This window comes from Centipeda sp. (in: firmicutes), from assembly GCF_057271695.1.
In genome coordinates, this window is sequence record NZ_DBHIVL010000027.1 from 1 (window position 1) to 13956 (window position 13956).

At 58.2% G+C, this 13956-nt stretch carries 19 protein-coding genes and 1 tRNA gene; 7 read left to right on the plus strand and 13 right to left on the minus strand.

Features of this window, described 5'->3' with window-relative positions:
* Positions 1–178: 178 nt before the first annotated feature.
* From ACO6BQ_RS05735 to ACO6BQ_RS05745, 3 genes are all read left to right on the plus strand, one after another.
* Positions 179–1903 (plus strand): GGDEF domain-containing protein, encoded by a 1725-nt coding sequence (locus tag ACO6BQ_RS05735; RefSeq protein WP_489119956.1) that lies wholly within the window; start codon positions 179–181, stop codon positions 1901–1903.
* A 208-nt stretch (positions 1904–2111) separates the two neighbouring features.
* Positions 2112–2546: a DUF805 domain-containing protein gene (locus tag ACO6BQ_RS05740; protein WP_489119985.1), complete on the plus strand. Its 435-nt coding sequence runs from the start codon at positions 2112–2114 to the stop codon at positions 2544–2546.
* A 59-nt stretch (positions 2547–2605) separates the two neighbouring features.
* Positions 2606–2881: a zinc ribbon domain-containing protein gene (locus tag ACO6BQ_RS05745; RefSeq protein ID WP_489119957.1), complete on the plus strand. Its 276-nt coding sequence runs from the start codon at positions 2606–2608 to the stop codon at positions 2879–2881.
* A 16-nt stretch (positions 2882–2897) separates the two neighbouring features.
* Here the strand turns inward: ACO6BQ_RS05745 and ACO6BQ_RS05750 are convergent, their stop codons facing one another.
* The 4 genes from ACO6BQ_RS05750 to ACO6BQ_RS05765 all read right to left on the minus strand — a co-directional run bounded on the left by ACO6BQ_RS05750 (position 2898) and on the right by ACO6BQ_RS05765 (position 3929).
* Complete coding sequence (locus ACO6BQ_RS05750; RefSeq protein ID WP_489119958.1) at positions 2898–3176, minus strand: hypothetical protein; 279 nt, start codon at positions 3174–3176, stop codon at positions 2898–2900.
* A gap of 84 nt (positions 3177–3260) precedes the next feature.
* Positions 3261–3337 (minus strand) — tRNA-Arg (locus tag ACO6BQ_RS05755).
* Positions 3338–3459: 122 nt separating this feature from the next.
* On the minus strand, positions 3460–3678 hold the full coding sequence (locus ACO6BQ_RS05760; protein WP_489119959.1) for a DUF2922 domain-containing protein: 219 nt from the start codon (positions 3676–3678) through the stop codon (positions 3460–3462).
* A gap of 35 nt (positions 3679–3713) precedes the next feature.
* Positions 3714–3929 (minus strand): DUF1659 domain-containing protein, encoded by a 216-nt coding sequence (locus ACO6BQ_RS05765; protein WP_489119960.1) that lies wholly within the window; start codon positions 3927–3929, stop codon positions 3714–3716.
* Positions 3930–4160: 231 nt separating this feature from the next.
* Between ACO6BQ_RS05765 and ACO6BQ_RS05770 the strand changes: the two genes are divergently transcribed.
* Genes ACO6BQ_RS05770 through ACO6BQ_RS05780 form a run of 3 tightly spaced genes read left to right on the plus strand, consistent with a single transcriptional unit; the run spans position 4161 to position 5631 of the window.
* On the plus strand, positions 4161–4682 hold the full coding sequence (locus tag ACO6BQ_RS05770; RefSeq protein WP_489119961.1) for a hypothetical protein: 522 nt from the start codon (positions 4161–4163) through the stop codon (positions 4680–4682).
* Positions 4683–4742: 60 nt separating this feature from the next.
* Positions 4743–5183 (plus strand): Rrf2 family transcriptional regulator, encoded by a 441-nt coding sequence (locus tag ACO6BQ_RS05775; protein WP_489119962.1) that lies wholly within the window; start codon positions 4743–4745, stop codon positions 5181–5183.
* Between the two features lies 1 nt (position 5184).
* A complete protein-coding gene (locus tag ACO6BQ_RS05780) occupies positions 5185–5631 on the plus strand; it encodes a metal-dependent hydrolase (protein ID WP_489119963.1) in 447 nt (148 codons plus the stop codon).
* A 224-nt stretch (positions 5632–5855) separates the two neighbouring features.
* Here ACO6BQ_RS05780 and ACO6BQ_RS05785 read toward each other — a convergent pair whose 3' ends face one another.
* Positions 5856–7040: an iron-containing alcohol dehydrogenase gene (locus tag ACO6BQ_RS05785; RefSeq protein ID WP_489119964.1), complete on the minus strand. Its 1185-nt coding sequence runs from the start codon at positions 7038–7040 to the stop codon at positions 5856–5858.
* Positions 7041–7210: 170 nt separating this feature from the next.
* Between ACO6BQ_RS05785 and ACO6BQ_RS05790 the strand changes: the two genes are divergently transcribed.
* On the plus strand, positions 7211–8758 hold the full coding sequence (locus ACO6BQ_RS05790; protein WP_489119965.1) for an SLC13 family permease: 1548 nt from the start codon (positions 7211–7213) through the stop codon (positions 8756–8758).
* A gap of 67 nt (positions 8759–8825) precedes the next feature.
* On the opposite strand, the gene ACO6BQ_RS05795 is transcribed toward ACO6BQ_RS05790, so the two are convergent.
* From ACO6BQ_RS05795 to rpmH, 8 genes are all read right to left on the minus strand, one after another.
* Positions 8826–9227: an HI0074 family nucleotidyltransferase substrate-binding subunit gene (locus tag ACO6BQ_RS05795; protein ID WP_489119966.1), complete on the minus strand. Its 402-nt coding sequence runs from the start codon at positions 9225–9227 to the stop codon at positions 8826–8828.
* Positions 9211–9528, minus strand: coding sequence for a nucleotidyltransferase family protein (locus tag ACO6BQ_RS05800; protein ID WP_489119967.1), 318 nt, complete (start codon positions 9526–9528; stop codon positions 9211–9213). The genes ACO6BQ_RS05795 and ACO6BQ_RS05800 overlap by 17 nt, the downstream gene beginning before the upstream one ends.
* 9 nt (positions 9529–9537) lie before the next feature.
* Entirely contained in the window at positions 9538–10914 is a 1377-nt protein-coding gene (gene mnmE, locus ACO6BQ_RS05805) for a tRNA uridine-5-carboxymethylaminomethyl(34) synthesis GTPase MnmE (protein ID WP_489119968.1), read from the minus strand.
* 156 nt (positions 10915–11070) lie between these two features.
* Positions 11071–12210 (minus strand): RNA-binding cell elongation regulator Jag/EloR, encoded by a 1140-nt coding sequence (gene jag, locus ACO6BQ_RS05810; RefSeq protein WP_489119969.1) that lies wholly within the window; start codon positions 12208–12210, stop codon positions 11071–11073.
* A 1-nt stretch (position 12211) separates the two neighbouring features.
* On the minus strand, positions 12212–12886 hold the full coding sequence (locus ACO6BQ_RS05815) for a YidC/Oxa1 family membrane protein insertase (RefSeq protein WP_489119970.1): 675 nt from the start codon (positions 12884–12886) through the stop codon (positions 12212–12214).
* Between the two features lie 105 nt (positions 12887–12991).
* Complete coding sequence (gene yidD, locus ACO6BQ_RS05820; RefSeq protein ID WP_489119971.1) at positions 12992–13201, minus strand: membrane protein insertion efficiency factor YidD; 210 nt, start codon at positions 13199–13201, stop codon at positions 12992–12994.
* Positions 13201–13590: a ribonuclease P protein component gene (gene rnpA, locus ACO6BQ_RS05825; protein WP_489119986.1), complete on the minus strand. Its 390-nt coding sequence runs from the start codon at positions 13588–13590 to the stop codon at positions 13201–13203. Before rnpA ends, yidD begins: the two co-directional genes overlap by 1 nt.
* A 48-nt stretch (positions 13591–13638) precedes the next feature.
* Positions 13639–13773 (minus strand): 50S ribosomal protein L34, encoded by a 135-nt coding sequence (gene rpmH, locus ACO6BQ_RS05830; protein ID WP_006305399.1) that lies wholly within the window; start codon positions 13771–13773, stop codon positions 13639–13641.
* Positions 13774–13956 lie beyond the last annotated feature (183 nt).

Consider the following 13956-nt stretch of genomic DNA (forward strand, 5'->3'; position numbering starts at 1 on the left):
CGGGCAAAAAAGATGCGTCAAGATGGCGGCGCTGAATTTATCAGTGCTTCCTTAATCATCGACAATAATCGTATTCTTTTTCATTTTACTATTGTTCTATATGGAATAGGTATGATATAATAAATGAAAGTATCAGTGAAACAACCTTCCCACTCCTCGATCCAAGGGGGTGTTGATCATGGGTAAATTTTTGGCTTTTCTGCGGGAGAACGTACTCACCCTGCTCTGCGTATCGCTCCTCATCGGCGCGTCACTGCTCGCTTGGCGCCTGCTCGCGACACCGCTCGATCCTTACATCCATGCGGAGTACGCCGTCATGAAGGGGAGTCCCACGTACAATGACATCATCGGATTTCGTGCGGGTAATTTCGACTGGCAGGAGTATGACTACCCCGCACCGCCGCCCATGTCTGCGGACACAAGTACCGTCTGCCTCTCGTTTCGCATCCCGATTTCGGCACGCTTTTTCAACGAACACATCCTCTTTGCCACGACGAACCAGAGTGCGTATGTCTATCTGGACGATGAGCTCGTCTATATGCACGGCGACTGGGACAGCCCCACCGGCTCGCGCGGGCGCGCGTTCCACTACATCCACCTCGACCAGAGCCCTGCAGGCAAGCGGCTCACCATCATGCTCCACTCCGGCTATCCGAACTGGCTCGGCAGCATCGACTATCTCACGATCGGCTCCTCGCGCCTGTTCCTGCGGAACATCAGCCTTGCGGACGCGATCTACATCTCGAGCCTCTCGGTCGCGTTTGCCCTCATCGCCTTCCTCATCATGGATCTCGCGTGGCGCGGGGCACACGCCCGCCGCCGCCGCACCCAGCTCTACCTCATCGGGTATCTCGCGACCTTCATCCTGTGGACGACAGGCAGCTCGTCCTTCTTCCCGCGCATGTATGGCATGGCGAACATCTGGTGGGAGCTCCACCTCGTCATGTTCTACCTCATGCCCATCTTCTGCGCAAAGATCACACAGGAGATCGTTTCTCCGCGCTACATCGGGCGGGTCAAGAGCACCGCAATCATCTTTGCCATCCTCTTTGTCATCGCCGGCATCACCGAGGTGCTGGGACTGGATGGCTTCATGAAAATGATCTACCTCTATCATCTGATCCTCCTCGGCGGCTGCCTCATGCTCCTCTACGCACTCGTGCGCTCGAGTTGGAAACACCATCCCAGCTGTCGCTACGGCACATTCGCCGTGTTTGCGATTCTCCTCTTTGGCGGCATTGACGCACTGCACTGGGAGTATCATCTGATCTCCGTCATGCTCTCGACGACCATCTTCTCCATCTACGCCGCCGTTCCGTTCATCTTCCACACCATCCGTGAGCAAATGCTCAAAGACGCCGCCCTCGCCGACCAGAACGAAGAACTCGTGCGTGAGCTCGAGATCTCACAGAACGAAGCACAGCGCGACTTCCTCACCGGTTGCTACAACCGCCATCAACTCGGCGACGGCTTTGCCAAGTTCTCCGCGCTCGCCTACGAACGAGGATTCAAGTTCTCGTTCGCCATCTTTGACGTGGATCACTTCAAAACCGTCAACGACACGAAGGGACACCTCGCGGGCGACCAGATCCTCAAGCAGATTGCCGATACCATCCACGAGGAGATCGACCGCCGCCACCTCTTCATCCGCTACGGCGGTGACGAGTTCATCCTGCTCGCTCTGCACTACGACCTCGAGGCGATGGTCGCATTCTGCGAGCATCTGCGCGAAATCCTCGAACACAGTCTTGACGGCGTCACCCTCAGCTTCGGCATCTCCACATGGCACGGCAAAAACGATCGCCTCCGCTCCCTTATGGAACGCGCCGATCGCGCCCTCTACCTCTCGAAGGAAAAGGGACGCAACACCGTCTCCGCCGAGAACGAGGAGGGAGCGGCATAAATCGGCCCCCATACCACACTTTATTTGATAAATGGACAGAGCACCGTTTCCGCAGACGGTGCTCTGTCCATTTTATGAGGAATTGTTTTTTGCCAATCTCCGCTTCCTGTGCTACAATAAGGACGTTTTTATAGTAGAATAGAAGGAGAATCAAATCCACCAGATCGACAGCGGCATCAAGGAGAATTTTTTTCGATGGCAGGGACGACTGAACCGCAAACGCTTCATCATACGCCTCCTCGCGCTCACGGGCATAGGCATGGTGCTCTACGCCCTTATGGTGATGGCTGTGCTGGTCACGAGCGATGTGCCGATGTATCCCGATGAGACGGTCGTCGAGGGGCTCTTTGGCTTCTTTACACTGCTCAGTTTCCCCATCACAGTCGCAAGCTATATCCTCATGATCCGCCGCCTGCATGACATCGGACTGTCGGGCTACTTTGTCCTGCTCGCGCTCATCCCCCTCGTCAGTCTCGGGTTCATGCTCTACATCCTCTTCAAAAAGGGCACGGACGGCGACAACGCCTATGGTCCGGATCCGCTCGGTGCTGTCTGCGCCGCACAGGAACCTGAGAATCCGTACGCACGCGGGGCGATACTGCCTTCATCGCTCTCCGGCTGCTCTGTGCCGCGCTGTCGCTGATCGGCACGGTACGGCTTCTCAGAGCGGATAAAAGTGAGTAAATAGAAAGCGAGGCCATCATGTTCTGTCCGAAATGCAGCAAATTCGTTCCCTCCTCCGCAAACGCCTGCCCGAACTGCGGCATCCCCATCATCACCGGATTCTCGCCGAACTACGGCGCAGGATTCGACCTCGGCGACGACGATACTGAGAGCCGGAGCGATGCTCCCCCGCGCGAATTAATGGATTCTGACCTATATGATGATATACCTGATGACGACAATTTCATAACGGAAGGTTCTTCCTCCGGTATTACCGGCAGGCTCAAATCCCTGTTCGGATTCGGGAAAGACTAACCAGAAAAAACAGCTGTCACATGAAGGAAAATTCATGTGGCAGCTGTTTTTCTATAGGAATCGCTGATAAAATGAAGTCCGTCGAATCGTCCTCCACGCGCAAAAGGGGGAAAAGACGCAGCTCTGCCTCCTCAGACACATCCTCCACAGGCGGCTCTGCAGTCTTCGTATGCACCTCGGAAAGTCCGTGCATCTCCACCACTGTCGTCACCGCACCTGCTGCAGTTGCTCCCTGCGGCAGTGCACCGCACAGGACAAGTGCCGCCGTAAGTCCTGCAAACATGGTCTGTTTCATCCGTCCCACTCCTTTCAAGAATCATTGATCCCGTAAATACCAGAAAAGACTTCCCGCACAGAGAAGTCTTTACGTCAAAAGAAATGGTGCGATTGGCGCGAGTCGAACGCGCGACCCTCTGCTTAGGAGGCAGATGCTCTATCCTACTGAGCTACAACCGCGTCACGCCAAGTGTATCAAATTTGGACGAGATATGCAACCCCCGCCCGCGCACACAAAAAGAGCTGCCGCAAGCTTCATGCAGCAGCTCTTTCCTATTCCCCCGCAAGCGGAGGAATCGCCCTCAGGCGAGCTTCTCGGTGTCCACCGTCTGGATGGCAATGTCCTTGACCGAGACAGGGTATGCCTCGCCCGCGACAATCGCCTTCTTGTCGATGACGTTCTGCAGGCAGGTTGCGACCTCCGCCTTCGTCAGACCGTCCTTCGGGTCCATCAGGCTCACCGTCATCTCCTTGCCGCTGGACATCTTCATCGTCATGCGCAGCTGTTTCTTCGTCGACATCGTTCATTCCTCCTTTCCTCGGTAGTCATGCGTCCTCAGTCCTCAAGGACAGCCGTGTCCGTGCGCGTCACGAGGCTCAGCCCGTGCTTCTGCAGTGCGCCGAACCCGCGTCCGACCGTCAGTGCATCGGCATCCGTGAGCGTGGGCGCGATTCCGCCGATCGTACGGTTCTTGTAGATCGTCTTGCCGTCCGCACCAACCCCCGTGATGACTTTGAGCGTCACCTTGCTCGTTGCATCTTTGCGTGCCATGGTGGTTCAACTCCTTTCTCTGTTCGTCTCCGTAAGCGGCTTACACATGGATACTTGCCGCGAAGAAAAAAAGAGGGAATCCTTTTCAAAAAAATCTTTACACACGAACAAATTTTCTATATAATATCATTCAGAAAGGAACAGGTGATTGTTTTTCATTGATCGTGCCTGTGCGCTGCGCCGGCGGCAGGCAGGAGGGGCGGCATCCGCCCATAGGAAAGGAGAACCGATATGAACTCCACGAAACGAGAAATGCTCATGCAGAAACTGCCCGCTGCGGCAGACATTCTCGCACTCGTCCCCGTATCTGGCGAAAAGGGCAGGAATGCCACCGTCATTCATACCGTCACAGGCGCGTATCTGACACTCTCGGCAACGACCGAGTACGTCCTCTCCTGTCTCGCCGAGCGCGAGGACAAGGAGCTGCGCCTCATCCGACAGAATGCGTCACGCAGGCTCGCGCGGCGGCGCAACATCATCCTGCCCATCCTGCACGGCTGTGTCCTCGCCCCCGTTGTCGTGCGCCGCATCCCCAAACGCCACGGCAGGCTCGGCTACATCAACATTGCCTACAAGCCGCTCCTCGCGGGCAGCGGAAACACCACCGACCTCGCCCTGCGCAGCGGTACGGTCATCCGCACCCTCTGGCAGCTGCCCACCGTGCAGCGGCTCGTATGCGAGGGGCGTGCCATCCACTACAAACTTCTCCTCGACGCGCAGCAGCAGCTGCGCCGCGCCGAGGAGTTTGCGTAGCACTTGCATTTTCCCACGGTTCATTGTATGATAGACATACAGAACAACGGAGGGTACAATATGCAGATCTCAAGCCGCTTCACCATCGCCGTCCACATCCTCATCTGCGTCGATCTCTATGGAGACGAGGCACCCGCCACGAGCGAGAGTCTTGCCGCGAGCATTGGCGCACATCCCGTCGTCATCCGACGCATCCTCGGTCAGCTGCGGCGCGCGGGACTCATCACCGTCGCACGCGGGCGCGAGGGCGGGGCGCACATCGCACGCCCCCGCGCGGAGATCACGCTCGCGGATATCTTCCGCGCGGTGGAGTCCATCAGCGGCGATGCACTGTTCAGCTTTCATGAGAACCCGAACCCCGCGTGCCCCGTCGGGCGGAACATCCACAACGTGCTCGACAGCCGCCTTGCCGCCATCCAGTCCGCCATGGAGCGTGCGATGGAGAGAACCACGCTCGCGGACGTGATCGCCGAGGCGCGGGAGCAAGTCGGAGAAGCATAAGGTGAAGTGGACGAGTCACATCTCCCTCACCGCCACCATCGCCTACGCCGTCACCACCGATCCGATGCTCACGGCGGCAGCTGCGGTCGGTGCCGTTCTGCCGGACAAGATTGAGGGCTCACCCCAGAGCATCGGATGGCGTACATGGCGCAGCCGCCATCGCGGCTGGTCGCACTGGCCGATGCTCTACATCGCGCTCATCGGCGGGCTGATGCAGGCGCGGCAGTATTTTTTCTACGACGCGGCATTCTTCGCCGTCCTCGCATGGATCTTCGGCGGTGCACTCCTGCACATCGCGGAGGATGCCGTCTGCGGCAAGGTGCCGCTGCTCTATCCCACGCAGAAGGTCGGCATCCGTCTCTTCACCGTTGGTTCGCTGCGTGAGTATCTTTTTGTACTCTTCTGTATTGTTGTTGTATATGCAGGACGGTATTTTCTGCGTATGTAAAAAGCACCCTTGTCAAAATAGGGTGCTTTTGATATAATTGGCATAGGAAGAAACGTCCTATGACGGCATCTTTCCGTAGTTTTGGGTTTATTTTTTCAAACCGCTCACTCTGTCAAAAGCTGGGCGGTTATTTCTTTTGGGTTATCGCGAGAATATCGCCTGTACCTCCCAAAATGAAAAGGACTGCCCGCATCGATCTGCAGTGCAGTCCTTTTCTCATTTCCTCAATGATTCGCCGCCTCGTAAATTGCGATGACATCGGCGCGTCTGAGCGGGTGAAAATCGCCGAGGGCGATGGTGTCACCCGCCGTGGCGGCACTCGCGATTCCCTCGATCACACCCTTGGTGAGTGTACCGATGCCCAGCCCCGCAAGGTTCGTCGGCATCCCGATCTCAGTGAAGAACTCCTCCATCTTGCGGATGCCCGCGCGTGCGCGCTCCTCGTCCGTGCCCGCATCCACGCCGAAGATGGCACCCGCGAAATGTGCAAAGCGTGCGGGATCGTCCGCATAAACGTACCGCGCCCACGACCCCCAGAGCGCGGTGAGGGTCTGTGCGTGCGTCGCATCGTAGCGTGCGGACAGTTCGTGCCCGAGCTTGTGCACGGAAAAGTCCTTCCTGCGCCCGAGCTCGGTAAAGCCGCTGTGCGAGACACTGCCGCAGTACATGAGCTCGCTCATCGCATCGTAGTCCTTGCGGCTGACAAGGAGGCGGCGCACGCACTCCATGACGGTGCGGATCAGCTGCTCGGCAACGCGATCGGTGAAGACGTTCGGCTCCTTGACGCTCGTGAAGTAGCGTTCCATCGTGTGCATCATGATGTCCGCCGCCCCCGCTGCAATCTGCTCACGCGGCAGAGTAAAGGCGAGCGCGGGGTTCATAAAGGCGACGACGGGACGGTTCAGCTGTGTGTTCAGCCCGCGCTTTTGCCCCGTATCTTCGTTCGTGAGCACTGCCGAGTCGCTCGTCTCGCTGCCCGCCGCGGGGATCGTGAGCACCGTGCCAAAGGGCATGGTCTTTGTGAGCTCCTCCTTGCGCGTCCAGATATCCCAAATGTCGATGCCGGGGTTTGCGATGCCGTGCGCAACCGCCTTTGCCGAGTCGATGACACTTCCGCCACCGACGGCAAGGATGAAATTGACATCGGCAGCAAGACCCTCGCGGATCGCCTCACGGACGAACGAGACGCGCGGATTCGGACGCACGCCGCCCATGACGAGGAACGCCAGTCCCTCAGAGGTCAGATTTTTCTCGATGCGCGAGAGCAGCCCCGAACGCTCCGCGCTGCCGCCGCCGTAGAGGATGAGCACGCGGCTCGCCCCGAACGCGCGCAGTTTCCCGGCGACCGCATTCTCCGCATCCCGCCCGAAGATGATCTCGGTCGGACAGTGATAGGTAAAGCTTTGCATGAAAATCCTCCTCATATTGTTACAGATTCCGCATTTCTATTATAGCAGAAATTGCGGAAAAAAAAAGTTAATCTCACAACAAGAAAATAGTTGCCAAAAGGGTTGAAAGTTTCGTATAATAATAATTGGGCAAAGAAATTATTACCTTAAAGTATAAGGAGGCTGAAAAAATGAGTGCTGATCAAAGCAAAGAAGCCCAAAGAATCCATGAGGCGGAGCAAAAGTTTGACCGGACACGACGTCTGGTCGGACTGTTCGGCGCACCGATTCTTGCCCTGTTGGTGTTCCTGACACCCATCGACGGACTGACGGTCGCCTCGCACAAACTGCTTGCCATCATGGTTCTCGTTGCTCTCTGGTGGATCACCGAACCGGTTCCCATTCCTGTCACGTCCCTGATCGGTCCGACGCTCGCCGTTGTGACCGGTGTCGTCTCCGCAAAGGACGCGTATGCGGCATTTGCAAATCCGATGATCTTCCTCTTTATGGGCGGATTTATCCTCGCGAAGGCAATGATGGATCACGGTCTCGACAAGAGGTTCGCCTACTGGCTGCTCGCACGCTCGTGGGTCGGCTCGAATCCGCGCCGCATCTTCCTCGCGATCGGACTCGCGGCTGCGCTCTGCTCCGGCTGGGTCAGCAACACGGCGACCGCCGCGATGATGTTCCCGATTGCCCTCGGCCTCCTCGGTGCCATCAAGGAAATGATGGCCGCCAATGGCAAGGAAATTGACCTTCACGACTATAAATACGCAACGGGTCTGATGCTCATGACGGCATATGCCTGCTCGATCGGTGGCGTTCTCACGCCGATCGGCACCCCGCCGAACATCATCATGCTCGGCTTCCTCGACCAGATGGCAAACATTCACATCTCCTTCTTTGAGTGGATGACGTGGGGTGTCATTGCGATGGTCGTCTACTTCATCATCACGTATGTCATCCTCATCCGTATGTTCCCGCCCGATGTCGAGCGCATCGACGGTGCGGAGGAGTTCATCCGCGCCCGCGTCGCCGAACTCGGTGGCTGGACACGTGCAGAGAAAAACACGCTTATCTGCTTCCTCGTCGCGGTCTTCCTCTGGGTCTTCCCCGGCATCCTCTCGATGACCCTCGGCGGCACCTCGCCGATCCTCAAAATGTATAATCTCCTCTTCCCCGAGGCGGTTGCTGCGATGTTTGGTGCGCTGCTCCTCTTCCTCATGCCGGTCAACTTCAAGGAGCGTCAGTTCACGCTCGAGTGGAAGTCGGCGGTGCAGGGCATAGAGTGGGGCACGCTCATCCTCTTCGGCGGCGGTCTCGCGATGGGCGGCATGATGTATAAAACCGGTCTCTCACAGTGGGTCGGCGACAAGATCGTCGGTATGCTGGGCGGTGATCCTTCCGAGTTCGCGCTCGTTGCCATCTTCTGCGTCATGGCGCTGCTGCTCTCCGAACTCACAAGCCATACGGCGGCGACCAACATGATAGGTCCTCTCGGTATCACGGCAGCACTCGCTGCGGGCTTCAGCCCCGTGCACGTCGCGGTCGGCATCGCACTGTCATCCTCACTGGGCTTTATGCTGCCGGTATCGACGCCGCCAAATGCCATCGTCTATGCGTCCGGCTACATCCCGATCACGAAGATGATCAAGACCGGTGTTTATATCGACTTCATCGGTATCTTCTGCGTCACCATTCCGCTCGTCCTCTACTTTGTCACCTGGATTGTGGGATAGGAAATGTTCTTGACACATCAAAAAGAGCCGCATCAGCGGCTCTTTTTTTGCATTCCATCAGAGTATATCACCCAATCAGCAGATCTCCATAACGCTTCCTAATACCCGCCTCCATTGCAGTGAATGCGGGAATATAGCACGCCAAAATATCCTTCACCAGTTTCTCCGCAAGTACGCTGTTATAGATATGCGTCACGTCGTTCCGCGCACGCAGCATCCCCAGCCACGTTTCCTCATCAAGAAAATCATAGAGGAGATATGCCTCCTTGATGATGATGCGCGGCGAGCCCGAGGCGGCGACCGCCAGTCCCTCATAGTGCAGGAGATCCTTCAGGAGTTTCCACCCGAGTTCAAACTGAACGAAGAATTTGTCGATGATGCCGCTGATGATAAATTCATTCGTCAGGTCTTGGGTGTGCGCCTGACGCAGGACTTCCAGATGTCGCACAAATTCATGATACCGCTTCATAGAGGATCACCCCATCCCGTTCAATCTCTGCCGCAAGTGCAGGGGATACCGTCTCATCCATATGGATGAGATCAAAGGAGAGGAGCGTATCCACCTCCTCATCGACGGCAAAGGAAAAGTCACGGAACTTTTCGCAGCCATAGACGGCGAGGTCGATATCGCTTCGCTCCCCGTGTGTACGGCGCGCCCGTGAGCCAAACAATACGAGTTTCTCTGCACCGTAGACGCGTGCAAGATCCCGCAGCTGTGTAAAGATTTTTTCCTCGCGCGTCGTCCACGAGAGTTCGCTCGATGATTTCATGCGCTGCCTTTATTTCCCAATGCAGAACTCGCTGAAGATGCGGTCGATGAGATCGGTGTCGACGGTCTCACCGAGGATCTCACCGAGAGTTTCGTACGCGCCGCGCAGGTCGATCGAGATGAAGTCCGTGCCCATGTCCTCCGTGAGGCTGCGCTCCGCTTCGCTGAGATGCTGTGCGGTACGGCGGAGTGCCTCGACCTCACGCTCCTTGTTCGGCAGTGCTCCGTCGCCGAGATCACCCTCAAGAGCGCGGACGCGTGCGGCGATGGTCTCGCGCAGAGCATCGAGCCCCGTCCCCGCCTGTGCGGAGATCATCAGGACGGGTGCGTTCAGTCCGTCGAAGTCGGTGACGCGCAGGACGGAGGCGCAGTCCTCCTTGTTGCAAAGGATGATGATGTCCGCATCCATGCTCTTGAGGCGGGCGAGGATTTCGCGATCCTCGTCGGTGAGCCCGCAGGAGCTGTCAAAGACGGCGAGGACGAGCTCCGCATCGCCGAGGTGCTGCTCGGTGCGTGCAACGCCGAGCCGCTCGACCTCGTCCTCTGCTGCACGCAGCCCTGCGGTATCGATGAGGCGAAGGGGAATGCCCTCGACGCTGATCTCCTCCTCGATGACATCCCGCGTGGTGCCGGGCACGTCGGTGACGATGACACGCTCCGTACCGAGAAGGGCATTGAGGAGGCTGGATTTGCCGACGTTCGGACGGCCGACGATGACGGTCTTGACCCCCATGCGCAGGATGCGTCCCGCGTATGCGCCCGTGAGGAGTTTCTGTACGGCACCGGCGGCATCGCTGATATCCGCGCGGAGTGCGGCGGCGGATGCGGCAGGGATGTCGTCCTCGGGGAAGTCGATGCCCGCCTCGATGCGTGCAATCGCGCCGAGCAGGCGCGTGCGGATCGCTGTGATCTCGCGCGAGAGTGCACCCGCCAGACGCTCCCGCGCGGCGCGGGCAGCACGAGAACTCCGCGCGTTGATAAGTTCCATAACGCCCTCGGCGCGCGCAAGGTCGAGCCGCCCATTCAGAAAGGCGCGTTTTGTGAACTCGCCCGCTGCGGCAGGACGTGCGCCCGCCTCCCATGTGCGCTGGAGAACGGAGCGCAGGACGATTGTGCCGCCGTGGCACTGGAGCTCGATGGTGTCCTCGCCCGTGTAGGAGTGCGGCGCACGCATAAAGAGGAGGATACACTCGTCGATGATGGTGCCGTCCGCCGCGACGATGTTCCCGTAGCGTGCCGTGTACGGCGCGATCTCCCCAAGCGTCCCGCGCATGGGACGAAATACCGCATGCGCAATGTTCAGTGCGTTTGCTCCGCTCACACGAATGATGCCGATGCCGCCCGTTCCCTGCGGGGTGGCGATCTGGCTGATGGTGTCCTCGGTCATGCTTTCCCTTTCCCATTTCTCAAAAATGTCGGAAAGAGGTGTGCTGTATGAAGCATTCTGCTCCGTACAACACACCTCATTTGTATATCAAGTATCTTCTAGAGACTTTGAACGATTTTCCCGTATCATCCAAAGCCCGCTCAAAAGGGTGCGCCCTTACCGCTCGTAGCGGTCATAGCTCGGTTCGTCGTAGTCACGCGAATAGCGACGACGGCGCGGAACGATGACGACGTAGCGGCGCGGGTTGTCGCCCGCGCTGTAGGTGGTGACGCGTCGGTTGTCCTGCAGTGCCATGTGAATGATCTTGCGCTCGTGGCGACTCATCGGTTCGAGGTGGATCTCCTCGCCGATACGGCACGCCTTGTCCGCGAGATGCCCCGCGAGGCGCGTGAGTGTCTCCTCACGGCGTGCACGGTAGTCCTCAACATCGAGGATGATACGCGCATAGCCGGTCTCGGGGATCTTGTTCACGACGAGATTCGTGAGGTACTGGAGCGCGTCAAGAGTCGCGCCGTGCTTGCCGATGAGGATGCCGAGGTTCTCGCCCTGCATGTTGAAAATGGTGCCGGACGGGGTGTCTGTACGATGCAGCTCGACACTGAGTGCCATCGCGGCAAAGATCTCGCCGAGAAATTTCTCAGCTGCTGCGGCCATCTCGTCGGTGAGCGGGAGGAGCTGCGTGTCGGGACGCTCACGACGTTCCCGCATCTCATAGCCCGCGTTCTCGCGCTCGTAGGACGGACGCTCGCGTCGTTCGCGCCGCTCGTCCTGTCCCTCATAGCGGCCGCGCGCGCGGCTCTCGCCATATCCCCCACGCGTGGGGTAGTCCCGCCGCTCGCCGTAGCCACGGCTCTCGCGGGGCGGGCGCGTATCCTCACCGCGTCCACTCTCACGGTGTCCACGATCCCCCGTGCTGCGCGGCGCGGTGCTCTGCTCCATCTTCTTTCGCACGGAGGAGCGCAGATCGGTGTGGAAGCGTTTCGGACGCACGCCGAATCCATCGTCCGACGGAGCGTTCTCCTCTGCGGTCTCTTTCTCCACGACGGGAGGTGCCGGCGGCGGTGCAATGACGGTCGGCGGCGCGGGTGTCTGCACCTCGGTGCGCTGCGGCGGGATCACGGGGCGCGTCGTGACGCGGATGCGCGCCTCGCGTTTGCCCCAGAGTCCGAGGAAGCCGCCCGAGGGCTCCTGTACGACCTCATAGGTGACCTCAGCTCTGCCGCAGCCGAGCTTGTCGAGGGCGTGCGAGAGTGCGTCCTCGACGGTTTTTCCGGTGGTCTCGATGATCTCTGCCATGTCAGTTTGCCCCCTTTGCTGCCGCATTTTCACCACGGTACATCCACCACTGCTGGGTGATCTGCACGACGTTCATCGTGACCCAGTAGAGGACGAGTCCCGAGGGGAAGGTCAGGCTGATCCAGCCGATGAAGAGCGGCATGATGGTCATCATGATCTTCATCTGGGGATTCATCTCGGTGGAGGTCATTTTCTGCTGCAGATAGGTGGTCGCTGCCGAGAGGACGGGCAGGATGTAGAGCGGATCCGGCTCTGACATATTCGGCAGCCAGAAGAATGCCGCCGCCTCCGCGCTCGGAAAGGTAAAGTTAAAGAGGGCGTAGTACATGCCCATGAGGATCGGCATCTGCACGAGGAGGGGCAGGCAGCCGGCAAGCGGGTTGACCCCCGCCTCGCGGAAGAGTTCGCCCGTTTTCTGCTGGAGCATCTGCGGGTTGTTTTTATACTTTTCCTGGATCTTTTTCATCTTCGGCTGGATTTCCTGCATCGCCTTCATGGATTTGATCTGCTTGACGGTGAGCGGGTAGGTCACGACCTTGATGAGGATGGTGAGAAGGATGATGGGAAAGCCGTAGCTGACGAATCCGGCGGCACTGGTGATGGTGTAGAAGCCGCCGAGGATAAGCTGCAAAACATGGATGATGGGCTCAAAGAGGTTGCTAAAAAATTCGATCAACGCTGTTTCCTCCTACTGTAGGGAAGTTTCGTGGAAAATAAGATCTCGATTTGTATAGATTTATTCGATTTTCGTGACGCAATGCCCAACGAAAGAAATAAGGATCTACGGCACAGGATCGTAGCCGCCCACGTGGAACGGATGACAGCGCAGGATGCGCCGGAGTGCCATCCATCCACCGCGCCGCGCACCGTACCGCTCGATCGCCTCCATCGCGTAGGCGGAGCAGGTGGGGTAGTAGCGGCAGGAGGGCGGTAGGAGCGGAGAGATGCAGCTGCGATAGAACTGCACCAGAAGAAGGAGCAGACGCTTCATCACTGCTCCCCCGTGCGATGCGGCGTACCTCCGTCTGCAAAGATCTTCGCGCGGCGCGCGAGGCTGCGGAGCTCGACGGCAGCATCCTGCATTTTGCCCGCAACAAGTCCAGCGCGGCCGATCAGGAGAATCCCGACATCGGTGCGCAGCTCATGCTGCATATGGCGATACGCCTCACGCAGGAGACGCTTCGTACGGCTGCGCACAGCGGCGCACCCGAGTTTTTTCCCGGCGGCAAAGCCGACCTTGCCCGCGACGCGGCTGTCGCGCAGGACGTACAGGATCATCCGCCGCCCCGCGACGGAGGTGCCCTTTTGATAGACATGCTGAAAGTCGCTGCGCCGCTTAATCATCTTTGCGCGTGGCAGGGTGTGTCTTTTTTCTTCCATATCGCTAAAAAAAGAGGTCACTCGCGTGACCTCTGTCAGGCTGCAGCTTTACGCCGACAGCTTCTTTCGTCCGCGCTGACGCCTTCTCTTCAATACGAGGCGGCCGCCTTTCGTCTTCATGCGCTCACGGAATCCATGTGTCTTTTTTCTCCAATGGTTGTTGGGCTGAAATGTTCTCTTCACCTCACGTCACCTCCTTTGCTGCCGCGTTTCGCGGCATATGCCGTGCGGCGATTCGTATCATAGGGATTACTAGGGGACATTATAGACGAAAAAAACCCGCACTGTCAAGGCATAGACACTCTATTTGCGCGTTTTTTTCCATAGCTAGGTCGAAAGAGCCTGTTGATAAGTCTCTTTTTTTTT